Here is an 18,525-nt window from a genome sequence, read left to right on the forward strand (position 1 = left end):
CAACGTCCGCGAGATGCAGCAGGCGCTGGCGAACACTGTCAGCGTGGTGCGTGACGGGGCTGACACCATCTATACCGGGGCGGGTGAAATTGCCGCTGGCAGTAACGATCTCTCTTCACGTACCGAGCAGCAGGCTGCTTCTCTGGAAGAAACTGCTGCCAGCATGGAACAACTCACCGCAACCGTGAAACAGAATGCGGATAACGCGCGTCAGGCGACCAGTCTGGCAAAAAATGCCTCGCAGACGGCGCAGAAAGGTGGAGCCGTGGTCGACGGTGTGGTGCGTACGATGGATGAAATCGCCACCAGTTCCAGCAAAATTGCGCAAATTACCACTGTTATCGACGGCATTGCTTTCCAGACCAACATCCTGGCGCTGAACGCGGCGGTAGAAGCGGCGCGCGCGGGCGAACAGGGGCGCGGCTTTGCTGTCGTTGCCGGTGAGGTCCGCACGCTGGCGCAGCGTAGCGCTCAGGCGGCAAAAGAGATTAAGGCGCTGATTGATGACTCGGGGAATCGGGTTAATGCCGGTACAGCGCTGGTGCATGAAGCGGGTGAAACGATGGCGGAAATCGTCAGCGCCGTGACCCGCGTGACCGATATTATGGGCGAGATAGCCTCGGCCTCCGATGAACAGAGTCGGGGTATCGATCAGGTCGGCCAGGCGGTGGCTGAGATGGATCGCGTCACGCAGCAAAACGCCTCGCTGGTGGAGGAGTCCGCTTCCGCCGCCGCCGCGCTCGAAGAGCAGGCCGCGCGGTTGAACCAGACGGTGGCGGTGTTTAAAGTGTCGCGCCGGATGGCGGCGTAAACGCCTTATCCGGCCTACATGAGATCGTACAGTCCTTGTAGGCCTGATAAGCGCAGCGCCATCAGGCATCCCCCGAAACCGGCACTACGGCCGGTTTCTGCGGTTTTGACCGCACCGCAATCACCACGCCTATTATCAGCAGTGCAATACCGCTTACCGTCAGCAGCGGCGGAAATTCCTTGCGCAGAATAAAGGTGTACAGCAGGCCAGCCAGCGTTTCGAAGACAATCAGCGGGCCGAGGATCACCGTCGGCAGCTTCTGGCTGGCGACGTTCCAGCACAGTGCGCCAACCCACGAACACAAGACCGCAATGGCTATCATCAGGCCGATAAACACGCCCGGGCGCGGGCCGAAGGGCAGCGCGAAGTCAGGCGTTTGCCCGTTCAGCCACAGGCTGGCGGCAATATAACCGAGCAGAGAAACAGGCAGCGTCACCAGTGCCTGGGCAGTCGCCCACATCATCGGGTGCTTATCCGGATTCTCGCGCAGCCAGCGGGCATTACGCAGCGCATACCACGCCCAACACACCACCGAAATCAGCGCCAGTGCGATGCCAGAGCCATATCGCCAGCCGCTAAAGTCGGGGAGTCCCTGATTCAGCTCCGAGATATTCACGCACAGCAGGCCTATACCAATCAACACCAGCGCAGGCGATAAACGCCACCATGATAATTTGCCGTCACGCTGGCTGTAGAGCAGGTTAGCGAAGACCGGGATCACTACCGGCAATGTACCAATAATCATCGTGGAGACCGGTGCGCCGGTGCGCTGGATAGCGCTTGCCAGGCAAACGTAATAAATCAGATTGCCCATCAGGGTTAACGCCAGAGCGGTTACCCAGTCTTTGCGCGTCAACTGACGCAGTCGTCCGCGACCCAGCCAGGCAATCGGCAATGCGATCAGCCCCAGCGCCAGATAACGCCCCATCGACTGTAACACCGCCGGGTATTCCGGAACGATCAGCGGTCCAACAAAAATTAGTCCCCACATCAGCCCGGCCAGCAGGGCATACAACACACCGCTAATCATTTTTGACATCCACATCGCTTAACATAAGGTCGAGTGTAGGCAGGAAAAATGCCGCCGTATTGTATGAGATTGCTGATCAACGCCGGACGACTTGTTTCTGATAACGTACCGGCGTAATGCCGTAGCGATGGGTAAAGGCGCGGGTGAGATGCGACTGGTCGGTGAGGCCGGTTGCGGCGGCGACCTCTGCGGCGGGCATACCGTAGGTAAGAAAACCTTTGGCTCGCCACAGACGGATCGCCATCAGCATCTGGTGCGGCGTGACGTGAAAATGCAATTTGAACTGGCGCTGAAAATGCCAGGGACTCAGCGATGCCACCCGCGCCAGTTCATCGAGCGTGACCGGGTGCATGTAATTATCGTGCAGATACTCGCGCACGCGTTCAAAGCGATGCGCCCCCTCCGGTAATACCGGCGCATGGCGGGCCAGCGGTTGGAACGTGTCGATCAGATCGAGTAATAATCCTTTTTGCGCCAGCGGATCTTCGGTGTTCCACAGACCCTGGATCAGCGAGCAGATCTGGCGCGAGCGCAGCGGATCGTGACGGGTAACGTCATGGAACCACCAGTGGCGGATCCCGGTGACCTCTTCCAGAAGATCGGGCTCAAGATAAATCATCCGATAGCGCCAGCCGTCGGCGGTTTCGGCCTCGCCGGTGTGCAGCTCATCGGGATTCATGGTGACGACGGAATGGGCGGGGGCCACGTACTGCGTGCCGCGATAGCGAAAACGCTCGGCTCCGGCTTCTATCGCGCCAATGCCGAACGCTTCATGAGTGTGCGGCTCAAAGGCGTAACGTGAGATGTGCGCATGATACAGCTCTACGCCCGGCACCTGCGCCAGATGGCGAAAGCGGGCGCTGTCTTTCTCATCAATAAACTGCTCAGGTACACCTTGCACGTTTTCTCTCCCCACGCATCATCCTGTCATTATCAGAGAGGATGCGCGGGGATGCCACCACAATTAACTAATTTTTAACACTTACACGATGCCTTTGACGCTGTCAGCCAGCGAGGTGGTCGGGCGACCAATCAGTTTGCTTAGCGTATGGCTGTCGTCGAACAGACCGCCTTTGGAGGCGCCAGTGTCTGAGTCAGCCAGCATGTCCGCCAGCCCGGCTGGTAGACCAAAGCCCTTCAGTGCGGCGGCAAAGTCAGTTTCGCTCAGGTTCTGATACACCACTTTTTTACCGCTCTGTTTTGCCAGTTCGGCAGCCAGTTGGCTCAGCGTCCAGCCTGCGTCGCCCGCCAGCTCATAGGTTTTACCGGCGTGACCGTCTTCACTGATGACGCGCGCGGCGGCAGCGGCATAGTCGGCGCGGGTCGCCGAGGCGATTTTACCTTCACCTGCCGCGCCAATAAAGACGCCGTGTTCCAGCGCGGCCGGGGCGCTGGCGAGATAGTTTTCGGTGTACCAGCCGTTACGCAGCAGCGCGTAGGCGATACCGGATTCAGCCAGCATCTTCTCGGTTGCGATATGCTCATCAGCCAATCCCAGTGGGGAAGAGTCGGCATGTAGCAGGCTGGTGTAGGCGATAAATTTCACGTGGGCAGCTTTCGCTGCGTTAATTACGTTGCGATGCTGCGGGGCGCGTTGACCCACTTCGCTCGACGAGATCAGCAGTAGCTTGTCGATACCCTGTAGGGCAGCTGTAAAGGCGGTTTCATCGCTGTAATCCGCCTGACGAACGGTAATGCCCTGCTGGCTAAGCGCCGTCGCTTTCGCAGGGTTACGCACAATGGCCACAATCTGGCTGGCAGGAACAGTTTTCAGCAGAGTTTCAATAACGTGTTGGCCCAGTTGGCCGGTGGCACCGGTAATCGCGATCATGGGGTGACTCCTTGGTATTGGTCTTGTGTTTAAACACGCTAACACCTAAACTAACTTTTAGTAAGTACGTACAAAAAGGTAAGTATGAAAATGGCCACACCAACGCTTTCTCAGCAGTTACGCGATGGCAACTTGTTCGCCGAGCAGTGCCCCTCCCGCGAGGTGTTAAAACACGTCACCAGCCGCTGGGGGGGGTTGATTCTGGTTGCGCTGCGCGACGGTACGCACCGTTTCAGCGACTTGCGTCGTAAGATGGGCGGCGTCAGTGAAAAGATGCTGGCGCAATCTCTGCAAGCGCTGGAGCAGGACGGGTTTATCAACCGGGTATCGTATCCGGTCGTACCGCCGCATGTGGAGTATAGCCTGACGTCGTTGGGTGAGCAGGTGAGCGATAAAGTCGCCGCACTGGCGGACTGGATAGAACTGAATTTGCCGCAGGTGTTGGCGCAGCGGGAAGAGCGGGCGGCGTAAAGTATTGCCGGATGGCGGCTAACGCCTTATCCGGCACTAAAGTTACTTACTCAAATCCAGCTGGTAAATGGCAAAACCGATGTCATCGGTCGCGACTTTCTTCAGCGGATATTGCCCTTTCTCTTTGATAAACGCCGCGGCTTTATCAGACGGTGATGTTTCAAAGCGAATATCCAGTGGCGTATCGCTGTGAATTGGCGCCAGACGCCAGTTGTTATCTGCCGCTGGATGAATTTCACCGGCACGCTTCGTCTCGGCACCTATCCATGCCGCCAGCACCGAGCGGTTTTCATCCGGTGATGCAAACGCGATGTGGCTGTCGCCGGTTCCGGCAAACTTACCGCCGTAGGCGCGGTAGTTGTTGGTCGCGACGAGGAAGGTGGCATTCGGATCGATTGGTTTGCCGTTAAAGGTCAGATTTTTAATACGTTCCGCTTTCGGATTAATGGTCTGACATTCCCCGTCGTAGCGGGCGGGTTGTGAAACATCAATCTGATAATTCACGCCATCAATCACGTCGAAATTATAGGTACGGAAGCCGTCCCAGTTAATCAACGACTGTGGTTTGCTGCTGTGGATATCAATCTGATTAAACTGTCCGGCGGAACATTCCAGCCACTCTTTCACCTCTTTACCGCTGGCTTTTACCACCACCAGGGTATTGGGATAAAGGTACAGATCGGCGGCGTTACGGAAGGTAAGCTGGCCTTTTTCCACCTCAACAAAGCTGGCCGGATCGTTCTTACGCCCGCCCACTTTAAACGGCGCGGCGGCGGAAAGCACCGGCAGCTTCGCCAGATCCGGATCGCCCTGAATAAAGTGCTCTACATAGGCTTTCTGCGCATTATTCACCACCTGCACAGTCGGATCGTCCTGCACCAGCGCCAGGTAGCTGTACATGTTGTCGGCGGATTTACCGATTGGCTTGCTGACGAACTCGCGCGTGGCATCGTGATCGGCTTTCAGGATCTCAACGATTTTCTTATCTTCAACGGCCAGTGATTTTTTCGCCGCCGCGTCATAAATCGGACGTGCTTCGGCTTTCGCCTGGGTGACCTGCCATTTCCCGCTGTCGTTATTCAGTACCAGATCGACCACGCCCAGATGATCGCCCCACATGCCCGGCATCACCGCAGGAACGCCATTGAGCGTACCTTTTGTGATATCAGCACCTTTGATGTTGGCAAAGTCTTTACCGGGGAAAACGGCGTGAGCGTGACCAAACATAATGGCATCCACGCCCGGGACTTCACTGAGGTAGTAAACGGAGTTCTCCGCCATTGTCTGATACGGGTCGGCTGAAAGCCCGGAGTGAGCTACTACCACCACCACATCCGCGCCTTTGGCTCGCATCTCAGGCACGTATTTACGTGCGGTTTCGGTGATGTCGTTCACCGTCACTTTACCGCTGAGGTTGGCTTTATCCCAGGTCATGATCTGCGGCGGCACAAAACCGATATAGCCTATCTTCAGCGTCTGCTTGTTCCCTTGCTGGTCGACAACCTCAGTGTCTTTGATCAGATAAGGCGTAAACAGCGGCTTTTTGGTCTTAACGTCGATGATATTGGCATTAACGTAAGGGAACTTCGCCCCGGCTAGTGCGTTGTGCAGATACTCAAGACCGTAGTTGAATTCATGGTTGCCGAGGTTACCCACCGCGTAATCCAGCGTATTCAGCGCCTTATAGACCGGGTGAGTTTCGCCCGCTTTCAGCCCCTTGGCCGCCATGTAATCCCCGAGCGGACTGCCCTGAATCAAATCGCCGTTATCAACCAGCACGCTGTTTTTGACTTCACCACGCGCAGCGTTGATAAGACTCGCCGTACGCACCAGGCCAAATTTTTCAGTCGCCGTATCTTTGTAATAATCGAAATCCATCATATTGCTATGCAAATCAGTGGTTTCCATTATCCGTAGATCGACGGTCGCGGCATTCACACTGGCTGCAATCAGCGTAGCCAGAAGCGTTGCACTAAACTTAATCATCAGGGGCATCCTTTTAAGATCTAAGCCACAAAAGAAAATGTATATAAATCTTCTTGCTTACAGAACTGTGAATCATGACATGAATATAGCGTTTAAAACCGCAGACGCTATCACAGTTGGCGGATCCCCTGGCGATCGGGTATAAGTAAAACAACGAGTTAACACCACGAAAGAAACGAGGTGGAGAATGTTAGAACATGTATGCCAGCTTGCACGGAACGCGGGCGATGCCATTATGCAGGTCTACGATGGACTCAAACCGATGGAGATTACCAGCAAGCAGGACGATTCTCCGGTCACGGCGGCAGACATCGCAGCGCACACTGTGATCCTCGAGGGATTACTGGCGCTGACGCCGGATATTCCGGTTCTGTCTGAAGAGGCGCCTCCGGGCTGGGATGTTCGTCAACACTGGCAGCGCTACTGGTTGGTCGATCCGCTGGATGGGACCAAAGAGTTCATTAAGCGTAACGGTGAATTTACCGTTAACATTGCGCTTATCGAGAAGGGAAAGCCGGTTCTGGGCGTGGTTTACGCGCCGGTAATGAAAGTGATGTACAGCGCAGCAGAAGGTAAAGCGTGGAAAGAAGAGTGCGGTGTGCGCAAACAAATCCAGGTGCGTGATGCGCGTCCGCCGCTGGTGGTGATTAGCCGCTCCCATGCCGACAATGAGTTAAAAGAGTATCTGCAACAGTTGGGTGAGCACCAGACCACCTCGATTGGTTCCTCGCTGAAGTTCTGCCTGGTGGCGGAAGGGCAGGCGCAACTGTATCCGCGTTTTGGACCCACAAACGTGTGGGACACCGCTGCGGGCCACGCGGTTGCTGCCGCAGCCGGAGCGCACGTTCACGACTGGCAGGGGAAACCTCTGGATTACACCCCACGTGAATCGTTCCTCAACCCCGGCTTCCGCGTCTCTATTTACTGAGCAGTTTGTGCAGCAGGGCAATCACCTGCTGCACCTCATCCTGCGTTAGCGCCCCATCTTTTGCCCACTGTACGCGTCCGTCTTTGTCGAGAACGACGATAGCGGAGCTCTCTTCATCCAGTTGCCAGGCCTTACGCGCAATGCCATTGCTGTCGACAATGAATTGCGACCACGGGTAGAGCTTCTTATTGCTCTCCAGACTGCTGCGCACAAACATACCGGAGCCGGGAATGGCGTCATCGGTGTTGACGATAGTGGTGGTCTGGTATTTATCATGCGGCAGATTGGCCGCTTTGATGGCTTCAATCAGTGTCGCATTTTTCTCTTTGGCGGAGGTACGTCCAGCGATGTGTTGCACAATACGGACTTTCCCTGGCAGTTGCGCGCTATTCCAGCTTTTGTAGCTAAACTTATCGTTATCAAGAATCAGTTCGCCGCGATCGGCAATACCCACCGGCGGCACGCGCTGGTTAGTCTCAAACGAATGTGCGGAGGCAATCATCGGCAGCAGCAGGCACGATAGGGCCAGCAGTTTTTGTAAGGTCATGGGTTTTCCTTCTTTCTTTATTTGGCAGGTGATCCGACCACTTGGGCCTGGAATTTAATCATATGTGCGAATGATGCTTTTTCCCGCAAGCGCGATGCCAGTTTGCGGACGGGCGCACAAATCCTGCGAAAAATGAAGGCTTATACTGAAGACAGCGAAGCGTTGAAAAGATAATTCTGAATAATTGTAACCTGAAGGTAAATAAACTTATACACGCTGGAAACATCGTTCAGATAGTCTATAGTCATAAGGCATTAAAATTTGCGCCTGAGGATTGTCGGACCGATTGTGGTACCGCAAAGGCGTAACGCTCAGCAGGAGATACAATGAAAATTTTCCAACGATACAACCCGCTGCAGGTGGCGAAGTACGTGAAGATCCTGTTTCGTGGACGGTTATATATCAAGGACGTAGGCGCTTTTGAGTTTGATAAGGGTAAGATTCTTATCCCAAAAGTGAAGGACAAACTGCATTTTTCTGTTATGTCCGAAGTTAACCGTCAGGTCTTGCGTCTGCAAACTGAGATGGCTTGATCAAAGTGCTATGCAGTAGTTAAAAAAACGGCTCCTGATGGGAGCCGTTGATGTTTCTGGCGGGATTACGCTTTGGTCTCTTCTTTTGCATCCGGCAGCTTTGGTACCAGAACGGTAGGTTTGCTGTCCAGGCGCGTCACCAGCAGCTGATCGATCTTGTAGTTATCGATATCCACCACTTCAAATTTGTAGCCAGAATACTTCACCGAGTCGGTGCGTTTCGGGATTTTACGCAGCATGAACATCATGAAACCGCCGATGGTTTCATAGTTGCCGGACTGCGGAAACTCGTCGATATCCAGCACACGCATCACGTCATCAATCGGCGTACCACCATCAACTAACCATGAGTTCTCATCACGCGCCACAATCTGTTCTTCCAGACCCTGGCCGACTAAGTCACCCATCAGTGTCGTCATTACGTCATTAAGCGTAATAATCCCCACCACCAGTGCATACTCGTTCATGATGACGGCAAAGTCTTCACCTGCGGTTTTGAAGCTTTCCAGCGCTTCTGAGAGCGTCAGCGTATCCGGAACAATCAGCGTATTGCGGATCTGTACGCCGCTGTTCAGCGCCATGCTTTGATTTGCCAGTACGCGGTTGAGGAGATCCTTTGAATCAACATAGCCAATGATGTGGTCGATATCTTCGTTACAGACCAGAAACTTGGAATGCGGATGTTCCGCCACTTTGTTCTTCAGGCTCTGTTCATCTTCGTGCAGATCAAACCAGATAACGTTTTCGCGCGAGGTCATTGAAGACGGCACGGTACGGGATTCCAGTTCAAATACGTTTTCGATCAGCTCATGTTCCTGCTTGCGCAGAACCCCTGCCAATGCGCCGGCTTCTACTACGGCGTAAATATCGTCCGAGGTGATGTCGTCTTTGCGCACCATCGGGATCTTAAACAGACGGAAAATGTTATTTGCCAGACCATTAAAGAACCATACCAGCGGGCGGAACACGAGCAGACAGAAGCGCATCGGGTTGATGATACGCAAAGCTACAGCTTCTGGCGCAATCATACCGATGCGTTTCGGGGTTAAATCCGCGAACAGGATGAACAGGCCAGTCACCAGGGAGAACGACAGAATAAAGCTTAACTGTTCGGACAGCTCTGGGGCGAAGTATTTCGAGAACAGACCGTTAAATGCCGGTGAAAACGCCGCGTCACCGACGATACCGCCAAGAATAGCAACCGCATTAAGACCAATTTGCACAACGGTAAAGAACATGCCGGGGTTTTCCTGCATCTTCAAAACACGCTGTGCGTTTACGTTGCCTTCATCGGCAAGCAGTTTAAGTTTGATTTTGCGTGACGCAGCAAGCGAGATCTCGGATATCGAGAAAAACGCACTCACGGCGATCAGGCAGAGAATGACTAAAATACTGTTTAACATATCTTATCCGACCGTTAAGGCCAGATCCTCGGAAGGGATAAATTGATAAATCTGTGTGAAATACACATTGAAAACCGGTCCGAAGGGAGTGGACCGGCAATTTCAGGAGCTAGTATAGCGTAAGGTACTGTAAAGCCGCCAGAGGGCGGCGATTATCCTTGCGGCGGCAGGCAAACGCCTATGCCGCCAATGCCACAGTATCCATAAGGGTTTTTATGCAGATACTGCTGGTGATCGTCCTCGGCGTAGTAGAACGGAGTCGCCGTGCTGATTTCCGTCGTAATATCGCGTTCATCGCCTGCGGCGGTCATTGCTGCCTGAAAACGCTCAAGGCTGGCCTGTGCGGCGGCGGTTTGTTCCGGCGTTAACGGGTAAATGGCGGAGCGATACTGCGTACCCTGGTCGTTCCCCTGACGCATGCCCTGCGCCGGATCGTGATTTTCCCAGAACACCTGCAGCAGTTGTTCGTAGCTGATAACATGCGGGTCATAGACGACGCGTACCGCTTCGGCGTGTCCGGTATCGCCGGAACAGACTTCCCGATAGGTTGGGTTAGGGGTATAGCCACCGGTGTAGCCGGCTGCGGTGCTATATACGCCGGGTAATGACCAGAATAAACGTTCAACGCCCCAGAAGCATCCCATGGCGAAATAAGCTATCTCCATACCATCGGGCACGTTGGTCATCGAACGTTGGTTAACCGCATGCAGCGTTGCCACTGGCATCGGGGTGTTGCGTCCAGGTAGGGCATCTGCTTGAGTAACGAGATGCTTTCTATCAAATAAACTCATGGCCGTTCTCCCGAAATCAGTCATTTGGGTTAAGGTTGTAACGAGACGCGTCTTTGCCCAAAATAAACAGCGTGAATGCGTCTAGAGTTAAACATAAGAAATATTTGGGTTGTCGTCTGTTTTTCAACTCTTATTGTTGATTTTTTGTTAAGCCGAGGAACGGCATAGTATTTTTTTCCAGGGGTGGAAAAAAGGATATTCAGGAGAAAATGTGCCACATATCCGTCAGTTATGTTGGGTGGGATTACTGTGCTTAAGTGGCTCCGCCGCTGCTGCGAATGTTCGCTTACAGGTCGAAGGATTATCAGGGCCGCTGGAGAAAAACGTCCGTGCGCAGCTGTCCACGATTCAAAGTGACGAAGTCACACCAGACCGACGCTTTCGTGCGCGCGTTGATGATGCTATCCGCGAAGGGCTAAAAGCGCTGGGCTACTTTGAGCCGACCATTGATTTTGAACTGCGTCCGCCGCCGGCGAAAGGACGCCAGGTGCTGATTGCCAAAGTGACCCCCGGTGAGCCGGTGCTGATTGGCGGCACAGAAGTGATTCTGCGCGGTGGCGCACGTACGGATAAAGATTACCTGGATCTGCTGAAAACACGCCCGGCAATCGGCACCGTGCTGAATCAGGGCGATTATGACAGCTTCAAAAAGTCGCTCACCAGCGTGGCATTGCGTAAAGGCTATTTCGACAGCGAATTTAATAAAAGTCAGCTCGGAATTGCACTCGATCGCCGCCAGGCATTCTGGGATATTGATTACAACAGCGGAGAGCGCTACCGCTTTGGCCATGTCACTTTTGAAGGTTCGCAAATTCGCGATGAGTACCTGCAAAACCTGGTGCCGTTCAAAGAGGGCAAAGAGTACGAGTCGAAAGATCTGGCAGAGCTAAACCGTCGCCTTTCGGCAACCGGATGGTTTAATTCCGTGGTGGTGGCGCCTGAATTTGATAAAGCCCGTGAAACCAAAGTACTGCCGCTAAAAGGCGTGGTCTCGCCGCGCACCGAAAATACCATCGAAACCGGGGCCGGCTACTCTACTGACGTGGGACCGCGGTTGAAAACCTCGTGGAAAAAGCCGTGGATGAACTCCTACGGCCATAGCCTGACCACCAGTGCCAGTATTTCTGCGCCAGAGCAGGTCCTTGATTTCAGCTATAAAATGCCGCTGTTAAAGAACCCGCTGGAGCAGTATTACCTGGTGCAGGGGGGCTTTAAGCGTACCGATTTAAACGACACCGAGCAGGACTCAACCACGCTCGCGGTCTCCCGCTACTGGGATCTGTCGAGTGGCTGGCAGCGTGCAATCAACCTGCGCTGGAGCCTCGACCACTTTACCCAGGGTAACGTCACCAATACCACCATGCTGCTTTATCCGGGGGTGATGATTAGCCGGACGCGCTCGCGCGGCGGCCTGATGCCTGTCTGGGGGGATTCCCAACGCTATTCCATTGACTATTCGAATACTGCCTGGGGTTCAGACGTTGATTTCTCCGTTTTCCAGGCGCAGAACGTCTGGATCCGTACACTGTACGACAAGCACCGTTTTGTGATGCGCGGTAACCTCGGCTGGATTGAAACCGGTGACTTCGACAAAGTCCCGCCAGATCTGCGTTTCTTCGCCGGGGGCGACCGTAGTATCCGCGGCTACAAATACAAATCTATTTCACCCGAAGGCAGCGACGGCAAGCTGAAAGGGGCCTCGAAGCTGGCGACGGGCTCGCTGGAATACCAGTACAACGTGACCGGGAAATGGTGGGGCGCGATGTTTGTCGATAGCGGTGAAGCGGTTAGCGATATTCGCAAAAGCGATTTCAAAACCGGTGCCGGGGTCGGCGTTCGCTGGCAGTCGCCGGTAGGACCTATCAAGCTCGACTTTGCCGTCCCCGTCGGCGACAAAGATGAACATGGTTTACAGTTTTACATCGGTCTGGGGCCTGAATTATGAGTTTATGGAAGAAGATAAGCCTCGGGGTACTGGTTGTTGTCCTGCTGTTGTTAGGTACCGTCGCATTCCTGGTGGGGACAACCTCCGGTCTGCATCTGGTCTTCAAGGCAGCTAATCGCTGGGTGCCTGGGCTGGAGATCGGTCAGGTCACCGGCGGCTGGCGGGATTTATCACTGAAAAATATTCGTTATGACCAGCCCGGCGTGGCGGTGAATGCTGGCGAAGTACATCTGGCCGTGGGGCTTAATTGCCTGTGGAACAGCAGTCTGTGCGTCAACGATCTGTCGCTGAAAAATATCAACGTAGCGATCGACAGCAAAAAAATGCCGCCATCAGCGCCGGTGGAGGAAGAAGAGAGCGGTCCGCTTAACCTTTCCACGCCTTACCCCATCACGCTTTCACACGTGGCGCTTAACAACATCAATATCAAAATTGATGACACCACGGTTTCCGTGCTGGATTTTACCTCTGGCCTGAACTGGCAGGAAAAAACGCTGACCCTGAAGCCAACGTCATTGCAGGGGTTGCTGATTGCCCTGCCTAAAGTGGCGGAAGTGGCACAGGAAGAGGTCGTTGAACCAAAAATTCAAAACCCGCAGCCGGATGAAAAACCGCTCGGCGAAACGCTAAAAGATCTGTTCTCAAAGCCGGTGCTGCCGGAAATGGCCGATGTGCATCTGCCGCTCAATCTCAATATTGAAGAATTTCGCGGCGAGCAGCTGCGCGTGACCGGGGATACGGATCTCACGGTACATAACCTGCTGCTGAAAGTGAGCAGCATTGACGGCAACATGAAGCTGGACGCGCTGGATATCGACTCGAATCAGGGGGCGGTAAAAGCCAGCGGCACGGCGCAGCTCACCGACACATGGCCGGTCGATATCACGTTAAACAGCACGCTGAACATCGACCCGTTAAAAGGCGAAAAGGTGAAGCTGAAGGTCGGCGGCGCGCTGCGTGACCAACTGGAAGTCGGCATAAACCTGTCCGGTCCGGTGGATATGGATCTGCGGGCGCAAACGCGTCTGGCGGAAGCCGGGTTGCCGCTCAATCTGGAAGTGGTGAGTAAGCAGATTTACTGGCCGTTTACCGGCGACAAACAGTTTCAGGCCGATGACATCAAGCTCAAGCTGACCGGCAAGATGACCGACTACACGTTGTCGATGCGTACCGCCGTGAAGGGACAGGATATTCCTCCAGCTACCATCACGCTGGATGCTAAAGGCAACGAACAGCAGATCAATCTCGACAAACTCAGCATTGCGGCGCTGGAAGGAAAAACCGAGCTGAAAGCGCTGGTGGACTGGCAGCAGGCGATCAGCTGGCGCGGAGAGTTGACGCTGGATGGCATCAATACGGCAAAAGAGATCCCGGACTGGCCGTCAAAACTGAATGGTCTGGTGAAAACCCGCGGCAGTCTGTATGGCGGAAGCTGGCAGATGGAGGTTCCGGAGCTGAAGCTGACTGGGAATGTAAAACAGAATAAGGTCAATGTGAACGGTTCGCTGAAGGGTAACAGTTACCTGCAATGGATCATTCCGGGCCTGCATCTGGAGCTGGGACGCAACAGCGCGGATGTGAAAGGGGAACTGGGGGTTAAAGATCTCAATCTGGATGCGACGATTGATGCCCCAAGCCTGGATAACGCGCTGCCGGGGCTGGGCGGTACGGCGAAAGGGCTGGTAAAAGTTCGCGGTACGGTTGAAGCACCACAGCTGCTGGCGGATATCACCGCCCGTGGTCTGCGCTGGCAGGAACTTTCCGTCGCTCAGGTACGCGTCGAAGGCGACGTGAAATCGGCCGAGCAAATCGCCGGTAATCTCAATGTTCGCGTAGAGCGGATTGTACAACCTGACGTGAATATCGGCCTCGTGACGCTCAACGCGAAAGGCAGTGAAAAGCAGCACGAGCTGCAGTTGCGCATTCAGGGGGAACCGGTTTCCGGGCAACTGGATCTTGCCGGCAGCTTCGATCGCAAAGAACAGCGCTGGAAAGGGGCGTTGAGCAATACCCGCTTCCAGACGCCGGTTGGTCCGTGGTCGCTTAACCGCGCGATTGCGCTTGATTACCGTAATCAGGAACAGAAAATCAGCATTGGGCCACACTGCTGGAATAACCCGAATGCGGAACTGTGCGTGCCACAGACGATTGATGCGGGCGCGGAAGGGCGCGCGGTGGTGAATCTGAACCGTTTCGATCTGGCAATGCTGAAACCGTTTATGCCGGAGACAACCCAGGCCAGCGGCGTGTTCACCGGTAAAGCCGATGTGAGCTGGGACACCACCAAAGATGGGCTGCCGCAGGGACAGGTCACGCTAAGTGGGCGTAACGTGAAGGTCACCCAGAGCGTAAACGATGCCGCGTTACCGGTGGCGTTTGAGACGCTGAATCTGACCGCTGACCTGCACAACAACCGTGCTGAACTGGGCTGGCTGATTCGCCTGACTAACAACGGGCAGTTCGACGGCCAGGTGCAGGTAACCGATCCGCAGGGACGCCGTAATCTGGGCGGTAACGTCAATATTCGCAACTTCAATCTGGCGATGGTGAACCCTATCTTCTCGAGAGGTGAAAAAGCCGCGGGAATGATCAACGCCAACCTGCGTCTGGGCGGCGATGTGCAAAGCCCACAACTGCTTGGACAACTGCAACTGAGCGGTCTGGATATCGACGGCAACTTTATGCCGTTTGACATGCAGCCCAGCCAGTTAGCCGTTAACTTCACCGGAACGCGTTCGACGTTAGCGGGCGTGGTGCGTACGCAGCAGGGGCAGATTAACCTGAGCGGCGATGCCGACTGGAGTCAGATAGACAACTGGCGGGCGCGGGTCGCGGCTAAAGGCAGTAGGGTTCGTATTACCGTACCGCCGATGGTTCGTCTGGATGTCTCTCCGGACGTGGTCTTTGAAGCCACGCCGAGTCTGTTTACCCTGGATGGCAACGTGGATGTGCCGTGGGCGCGTATCGTGGTGCACGACCTGCCGGAAAGTGCGGTAGGGGTGTCCAGCGACATGGTCATGCTCAATGACAACCTGCAGCCAGAGAAGCCGCAAAGCGCCGGTATTCCGATCAACAGCAACCTGAACATTCATGTAGGCAACAACGTACGTATTGATGCTTTTGGTCTGAAAGCGCGTCTGACGGGCGATCTGAAAGTTGCGCAGGATAAGCAGGGGCTGGGGCTGAACGGACAAATTAATATCCCGAGCGGTCGCTTCCATGCCTATGGTCAGGATCTGATTGTGCGTAAGGGCGAGCTGTTGTTCTCCGGCCCGCCGGATCAGCCGTTGCTCAACATCGAAGCGATTCGTAACCCGGATGCCACCGAAGACGATGTGATCGCCGGCGTTCGCGTCACCGGCACTGCTGATGAACCGAAAGCGGAGATCTTCTCTGACCCGGCAATGTCGCAGCAAATGGCGCTTTCCTACCTGCTGCGCGGACAAGGGCTGGACAGCGAGCAGAGCGACAGCGCGGCGATGACCTCAATGCTTATTGGCCTGGGGGTTGCACAAAGTGGTCAGGTTGTGGGTAAAATCGGGGAGACATTTGGCGTAAGCAATCTGGCACTGGACACGCAAGGGGTGGGTGACTCCTCTCAGGTGGTTGTCAGCGGATACGTACTGCCAGGTCTGCAGGTGAAATATGGTGTGGGTATATTTGACTCCTTAGCGACACTCACGCTACGTTATCGTCTGATGCCTAAGCTATATCTGGAAGCCGTGTCTGGCGTAGATCAGGCACTTGATTTGCTCTATCAGTTCGAGTTTTAGCAATGCGAATATTTGTCTACGGCAGTTTACGAACCAAACAAGGCAACAGCCACTGGATGACCAATGCCCTGTTGCTGGGAAATTTCAGTATCGACAACTACCAGTTGTACAGCCTGGGCCACTATCCAGGCGCAGTTCCGGGGAACGGAACGGTACACGGGGAAGTTTATCGTATTGACAACGCCACGCTGGCAGAGCTTGACGCTCTGCGTACGCGAGGTGGCGAATATGCACGCCAGTTAATTCAGACGCCGTACGGAAGTGCATGGATGTACGTGTACCAACGTTCAGTCGAGGGATTAACGCTGATTGAAAGCGGTAACTGGTTAGACCGAGACCAGTACTGATATATCGCCTACGAGAATAAACAACGCCGCCTTCGGGTGGCGTTGTTTATTTAAGGCTTAAAACTCTACGCGCGCGCCGAGATTATAGCGACGGCCTTCCACCTGCGCGGATTCATTCCACGCGGTAGTCAGCTTCGGATCCTCATCCAGCACGTTGTAGACCCCTGCCATCAACTGCGTGTGCTTATTGAGCTGATAACGTACGCCCACATCAACCATTGTGTAGTCATCGTACTTGTAGTTATTACCACTGTTGCGGTTACTGCTGCGATAGTTCACCGTACTCCACACGTCGAGACTCTGTGTCGCCGCCCAGGTCAGCGACAGATTCGCCATATGACGCGGGTAGTCGTTTAGCGCGTAGCCTTTATTGGCGCCGCTTTTCTGCTCGCTGTGGTTCCAGGTGTAGTTAGCGTTGGCTTTGAGGTCGGCGCTAATTTGCCAGTCGGCATTCAGCTCAATGCCGTATACGTCTGCCTCACTGACGTTAAAGTATTTACTGACGGAATCTGCTTTGTAGCCATTCACCGAGCACTGGTTTGTCGCCGTGGTTTCACAAATGGTTTGTTCAGCGATTTTGTCTTTGAACTGGGTATAGAAGACCGTGCTATCCAGCGCCAGCGCATCGCCCGTCCAGTAGAGGCCCAGTTCAGAGTTAACGCTTTTCTCTGGTTTCAGGTCGTCATTACCTACCGTCAGGAAGGGATAAGGCACGGTTGAGCCGTAAGGGGTGACGAAGTTGCTGGACGTTGCTCGCAGCTCTGGTTTTTTATAGCCAGCGGAAACGCCGCCCTTTAGCGCCCAGGCATCGCTGAAGGCCCAGTTGCCGTACATTTTTGGCGTAATATGTGTACCAAAGTTATCGTCCTGATCCATACGCGCCGAAGTGGTCAGGATGAAATCGTCAATACTCCAGCCATCTTCAGCAAACAGCGCCCAGCCGTTGCGGCTGATTTTGGTTACCGGCTCTGAGCCGGGCAGCGTTTTGTTAGCCACATCAAAGCGGTCATTTAACTCTTCGCGGGTAAAATTCGCCCCGATGGTCAGTTTATGGTTGTCGAGTGTAAATGTGGTTTGCGAATTAGCGACATAGTTTTCCATCTGTACATACTGTGGGGACTGACCGTCATAAACGTATTTTGAGCGACCCTTTTCGTAGTTGATGTAGTTGGTCGTCGCGATGGTGTCATCTGCATACCAGCCGGTATGTGTCAGGGTGGCGGCGTTACGATCAAACAGCCATGACCACGGCGCGCCGCGTTTCTGAGTGCGATTTTTCTCCTGCTCGCCGGTGACAACGTTGAGGTCGAACAGGTTGTTTTCGCTGGCGGCCAGGCCCAGCGTCATATCAACGGATTTACGGTTGTGTTTGCCGAAATAGTCATTGCGATCGTCATCGCGACGGTCGAGCCAGTCAGCCGCTACGCTAAGGCCGAGAACATCTGGCACAATCGGCCCCATGGTAAACAGATTCATCTGGCTGGTATTACCCAAATACTGGTGTTCCTGAAGCCAGGTATTCGCCGCAATCGCCGTCGTCCAGTCTTTCGCGCCGTACGGCTTTTTGGTAATCACGTTGACCACACCGCCGATGGCATCTGAGCCGTACAGCGAGGACATTGGCCCGCGGATAACTTCGATACGCTCAATGGCCTCCATTGGCGGTAAGAAGTTGGCTTCAGTACCGATATCATGGCCGTAGGGGCGCGACTCACCGGTATTTTGTTTGACACTGTTGACCATAAAAGCGGTATAGGACGGGTCCATACCGCGGATCATAATGCTGCCCGCATTCATGCCGCTGCTGTTGGTAACCGAGACGCCAGGAAGGTTTTTAATCGCTTCACCAATGCTACGGTCCGGCTGAATATCCAGCGTTTTACGATCGATAACTGAAATGGTGGCCGGCGCTTCGCGCTTTTGCTGCGAGAACCCGGATGCGGTGATCACCATTTCATCTTCATTATTGCGTGAGGTTTCGGTGAGTTCTTCTGCCTGAGTGGGGAAAATAACCCCGCCAGAGAATGCAACGATCCCTGTCAGCGTAATAAGTTGACGCGTTTTCATAATATAAGACACCTGAAAAGTAAAAAACAAAAGCATCACCTTGCAACCCGGAAAAGCTGCAA

Annotated in this window: 15 protein-coding genes; 7 read left to right on the forward strand and 8 right to left on the reverse strand. The window is 54.2% G+C overall.

Features of this window, described 5'->3' with window-relative positions; genetic code table 11:
- A partial coding sequence (locus tag JTI85_RS03640) for a methyl-accepting chemotaxis protein (RefSeq protein ID WP_255575086.1) occupies positions 1-811 on the forward strand: 811 nt, incomplete at its 5' end.
- A 61-nt stretch (positions 812-872) separates the two neighbouring features.
- On the opposite strand, the gene JTI85_RS03645 is transcribed toward JTI85_RS03640, so the two are convergent.
- From JTI85_RS03645 to JTI85_RS03655, 3 genes are all read right to left on the reverse strand, one after another.
- A complete protein-coding gene (locus JTI85_RS03645) occupies positions 873-1,841 on the reverse strand; it encodes a DMT family transporter (RefSeq protein WP_200037470.1) in 969 nt (322 codons plus the stop codon).
- 76 nt (positions 1,842-1,917) lie between these two features.
- Positions 1,918-2,742, reverse strand: coding sequence for an AraC family transcriptional regulator (locus JTI85_RS03650; protein WP_219352561.1), 825 nt, complete (start codon positions 2,740-2,742; stop codon positions 1,918-1,920).
- A gap of 81 nt (positions 2,743-2,823) precedes the next feature.
- Entirely contained in the window at positions 2,824-3,672 is an 849-nt protein-coding gene (locus JTI85_RS03655; protein ID WP_061067112.1) for an SDR family oxidoreductase, read from the reverse strand.
- A gap of 90 nt (positions 3,673-3,762) precedes the next feature.
- Here JTI85_RS03655 and JTI85_RS03660 point away from each other — a divergent pair, with 90 nt between their 5' ends.
- Positions 3,763-4,143, forward strand: coding sequence for a helix-turn-helix domain-containing protein (locus tag JTI85_RS03660; protein ID WP_219352562.1), 381 nt, complete (start codon positions 3,763-3,765; stop codon positions 4,141-4,143).
- Positions 4,144-4,185: 42 nt separating this feature from the next.
- On the opposite strand, the gene cpdB is transcribed toward JTI85_RS03660, so the two are convergent.
- The gene (gene cpdB / locus JTI85_RS03665; protein ID WP_219352122.1) at positions 4,186-6,129 is read right to left on the reverse strand and encodes a 2',3'-cyclic-nucleotide 2'-phosphodiesterase; all 1,944 of its coding nucleotides are present in this window, start codon (positions 6,127-6,129) and stop codon (positions 4,186-4,188) included.
- Between the two features lie 187 nt (positions 6,130-6,316).
- On the opposite strand from cpdB, the gene cysQ reads away from it, so the two are divergent.
- Positions 6,317-7,057, forward strand: coding sequence for a 3'(2'),5'-bisphosphate nucleotidase CysQ (cysQ, locus tag JTI85_RS03670; RefSeq protein ID WP_115601090.1), 741 nt, complete (start codon positions 6,317-6,319; stop codon positions 7,055-7,057).
- Here cysQ and JTI85_RS03675 read toward each other — a convergent pair.
- Positions 7,047-7,604: a YtfJ family protein gene (locus JTI85_RS03675; RefSeq protein WP_048212864.1), complete on the reverse strand. Its 558-nt coding sequence runs from the start codon at positions 7,602-7,604 to the stop codon at positions 7,047-7,049. The genes cysQ and JTI85_RS03675 overlap by 11 nt on opposite strands.
- A 326-nt stretch (positions 7,605-7,930) precedes the next feature.
- Here JTI85_RS03675 and JTI85_RS03680 point away from each other — a divergent pair, with 326 nt between their 5' ends.
- Positions 7,931-8,137 (forward strand): DUF1107 domain-containing protein, encoded by a 207-nt coding sequence (locus tag JTI85_RS03680; RefSeq protein WP_003025710.1) that lies wholly within the window; start codon positions 7,931-7,933, stop codon positions 8,135-8,137.
- Positions 8,138-8,202: 65 nt separating this feature from the next.
- On the opposite strand, the gene JTI85_RS03685 is transcribed toward JTI85_RS03680, so the two are convergent.
- Positions 8,203-9,540: a hemolysin family protein gene (locus tag JTI85_RS03685; protein WP_061067115.1), complete on the reverse strand. Its 1,338-nt coding sequence runs from the start codon at positions 9,538-9,540 to the stop codon at positions 8,203-8,205.
- A gap of 152 nt (positions 9,541-9,692) precedes the next feature.
- On the reverse strand, positions 9,693-10,331 hold the full coding sequence (gene msrA, locus JTI85_RS03690; RefSeq protein ID WP_121585385.1) for a peptide-methionine (S)-S-oxide reductase MsrA: 639 nt from the start codon (positions 10,329-10,331) through the stop codon (positions 9,693-9,695).
- 211 nt (positions 10,332-10,542) lie between these two features.
- Between msrA and tamA the strand changes: the two genes are divergently transcribed.
- From tamA to JTI85_RS03705, 3 genes are read left to right on the forward strand one after another with little or no spacing between them, the layout of a single operon-like run.
- Positions 10,543-12,276, forward strand: coding sequence for an autotransporter assembly complex protein TamA (gene tamA, locus JTI85_RS03695; protein WP_048212861.1), 1,734 nt, complete (start codon positions 10,543-10,545; stop codon positions 12,274-12,276).
- On the forward strand, positions 12,273-16,049 hold the full coding sequence (gene tamB, locus JTI85_RS03700) for an autotransporter assembly complex protein TamB (protein ID WP_219352124.1): 3,777 nt from the start codon (positions 12,273-12,275) through the stop codon (positions 16,047-16,049). Before tamA ends, tamB begins: the two co-directional genes overlap by 4 nt.
- A 2-nt stretch (positions 16,050-16,051) precedes the next feature.
- A complete protein-coding gene (locus tag JTI85_RS03705) occupies positions 16,052-16,396 on the forward strand; it encodes a gamma-glutamylcyclotransferase (RefSeq protein ID WP_048212859.1) in 345 nt (114 codons plus the stop codon).
- A 57-nt stretch (positions 16,397-16,453) separates the two neighbouring features.
- Here JTI85_RS03705 and JTI85_RS03710 read toward each other — a convergent pair whose 3' ends face one another.
- Positions 16,454-18,463: a TonB-dependent receptor domain-containing protein gene (locus JTI85_RS03710; RefSeq protein ID WP_219352125.1), complete on the reverse strand. Its 2,010-nt coding sequence runs from the start codon at positions 18,461-18,463 to the stop codon at positions 16,454-16,456.
- Positions 18,464-18,525 lie beyond the last annotated feature (62 nt).

Origin of the sequence: Citrobacter sp. Colony219, assembly GCF_019382635.1 — a bacterium.
Taxonomy (GTDB): Bacteria; Pseudomonadota; Gammaproteobacteria; order Enterobacterales; family Enterobacteriaceae; genus Citrobacter; species Citrobacter youngae.

Excerpts from the sequence above, each read along its gene's own strand:
- JTI85_RS03685 (WP_061067115.1), bottom strand. The coding sequence starts at position 9,540 with ATGTTAAACAGTATTTTAGTCATTCTCTGCCTGATCGCCGTGAGTGCG.
- JTI85_RS03645 (WP_200037470.1), bottom strand. The coding sequence starts at position 1,841 with ATGATTAGCGGTGTGTTGTATGCCCTGCTGGCCGGGCTGATGTGGGGA.
- tamB (WP_219352124.1), top strand. The coding sequence starts at position 12,273 with ATGAGTTTATGGAAGAAGATAAGCCTCGGGGTACTGGTTGTTGTCCTG.
- JTI85_RS03710 (WP_219352125.1), bottom strand. The coding sequence starts at position 18,463 with ATGAAAACGCGTCAACTTATTACGCTGACAGGGATCGTTGCATTCTCT.
- JTI85_RS03655 (WP_061067112.1), bottom strand. The coding sequence starts at position 3,672 with ATGATCGCGATTACCGGTGCCACCGGCCAACTGGGCCAACACGTTATT.
- JTI85_RS03675 (WP_048212864.1), bottom strand. The coding sequence starts at position 7,604 with ATGACCTTACAAAAACTGCTGGCCCTATCGTGCCTGCTGCTGCCGATG.
- JTI85_RS03680 (WP_003025710.1), top strand. The coding sequence starts at position 7,931 with ATGAAAATTTTCCAACGATACAACCCGCTGCAGGTGGCGAAGTACGTG.
- cpdB (WP_219352122.1), bottom strand. The coding sequence starts at position 6,129 with ATGATTAAGTTTAGTGCAACGCTTCTGGCTACGCTGATTGCAGCCAGT.
- JTI85_RS03660 (WP_219352562.1), top strand. The coding sequence starts at position 3,763 with ATGGCCACACCAACGCTTTCTCAGCAGTTACGCGATGGCAACTTGTTC.
- msrA (WP_121585385.1), bottom strand. The coding sequence starts at position 10,331 with ATGAGTTTATTTGATAGAAAGCATCTCGTTACTCAAGCAGATGCCCTA.
- JTI85_RS03705 (WP_048212859.1), top strand. The coding sequence starts at position 16,052 with ATGCGAATATTTGTCTACGGCAGTTTACGAACCAAACAAGGCAACAGC.
- cysQ (WP_115601090.1), top strand. The coding sequence starts at position 6,317 with ATGTTAGAACATGTATGCCAGCTTGCACGGAACGCGGGCGATGCCATT.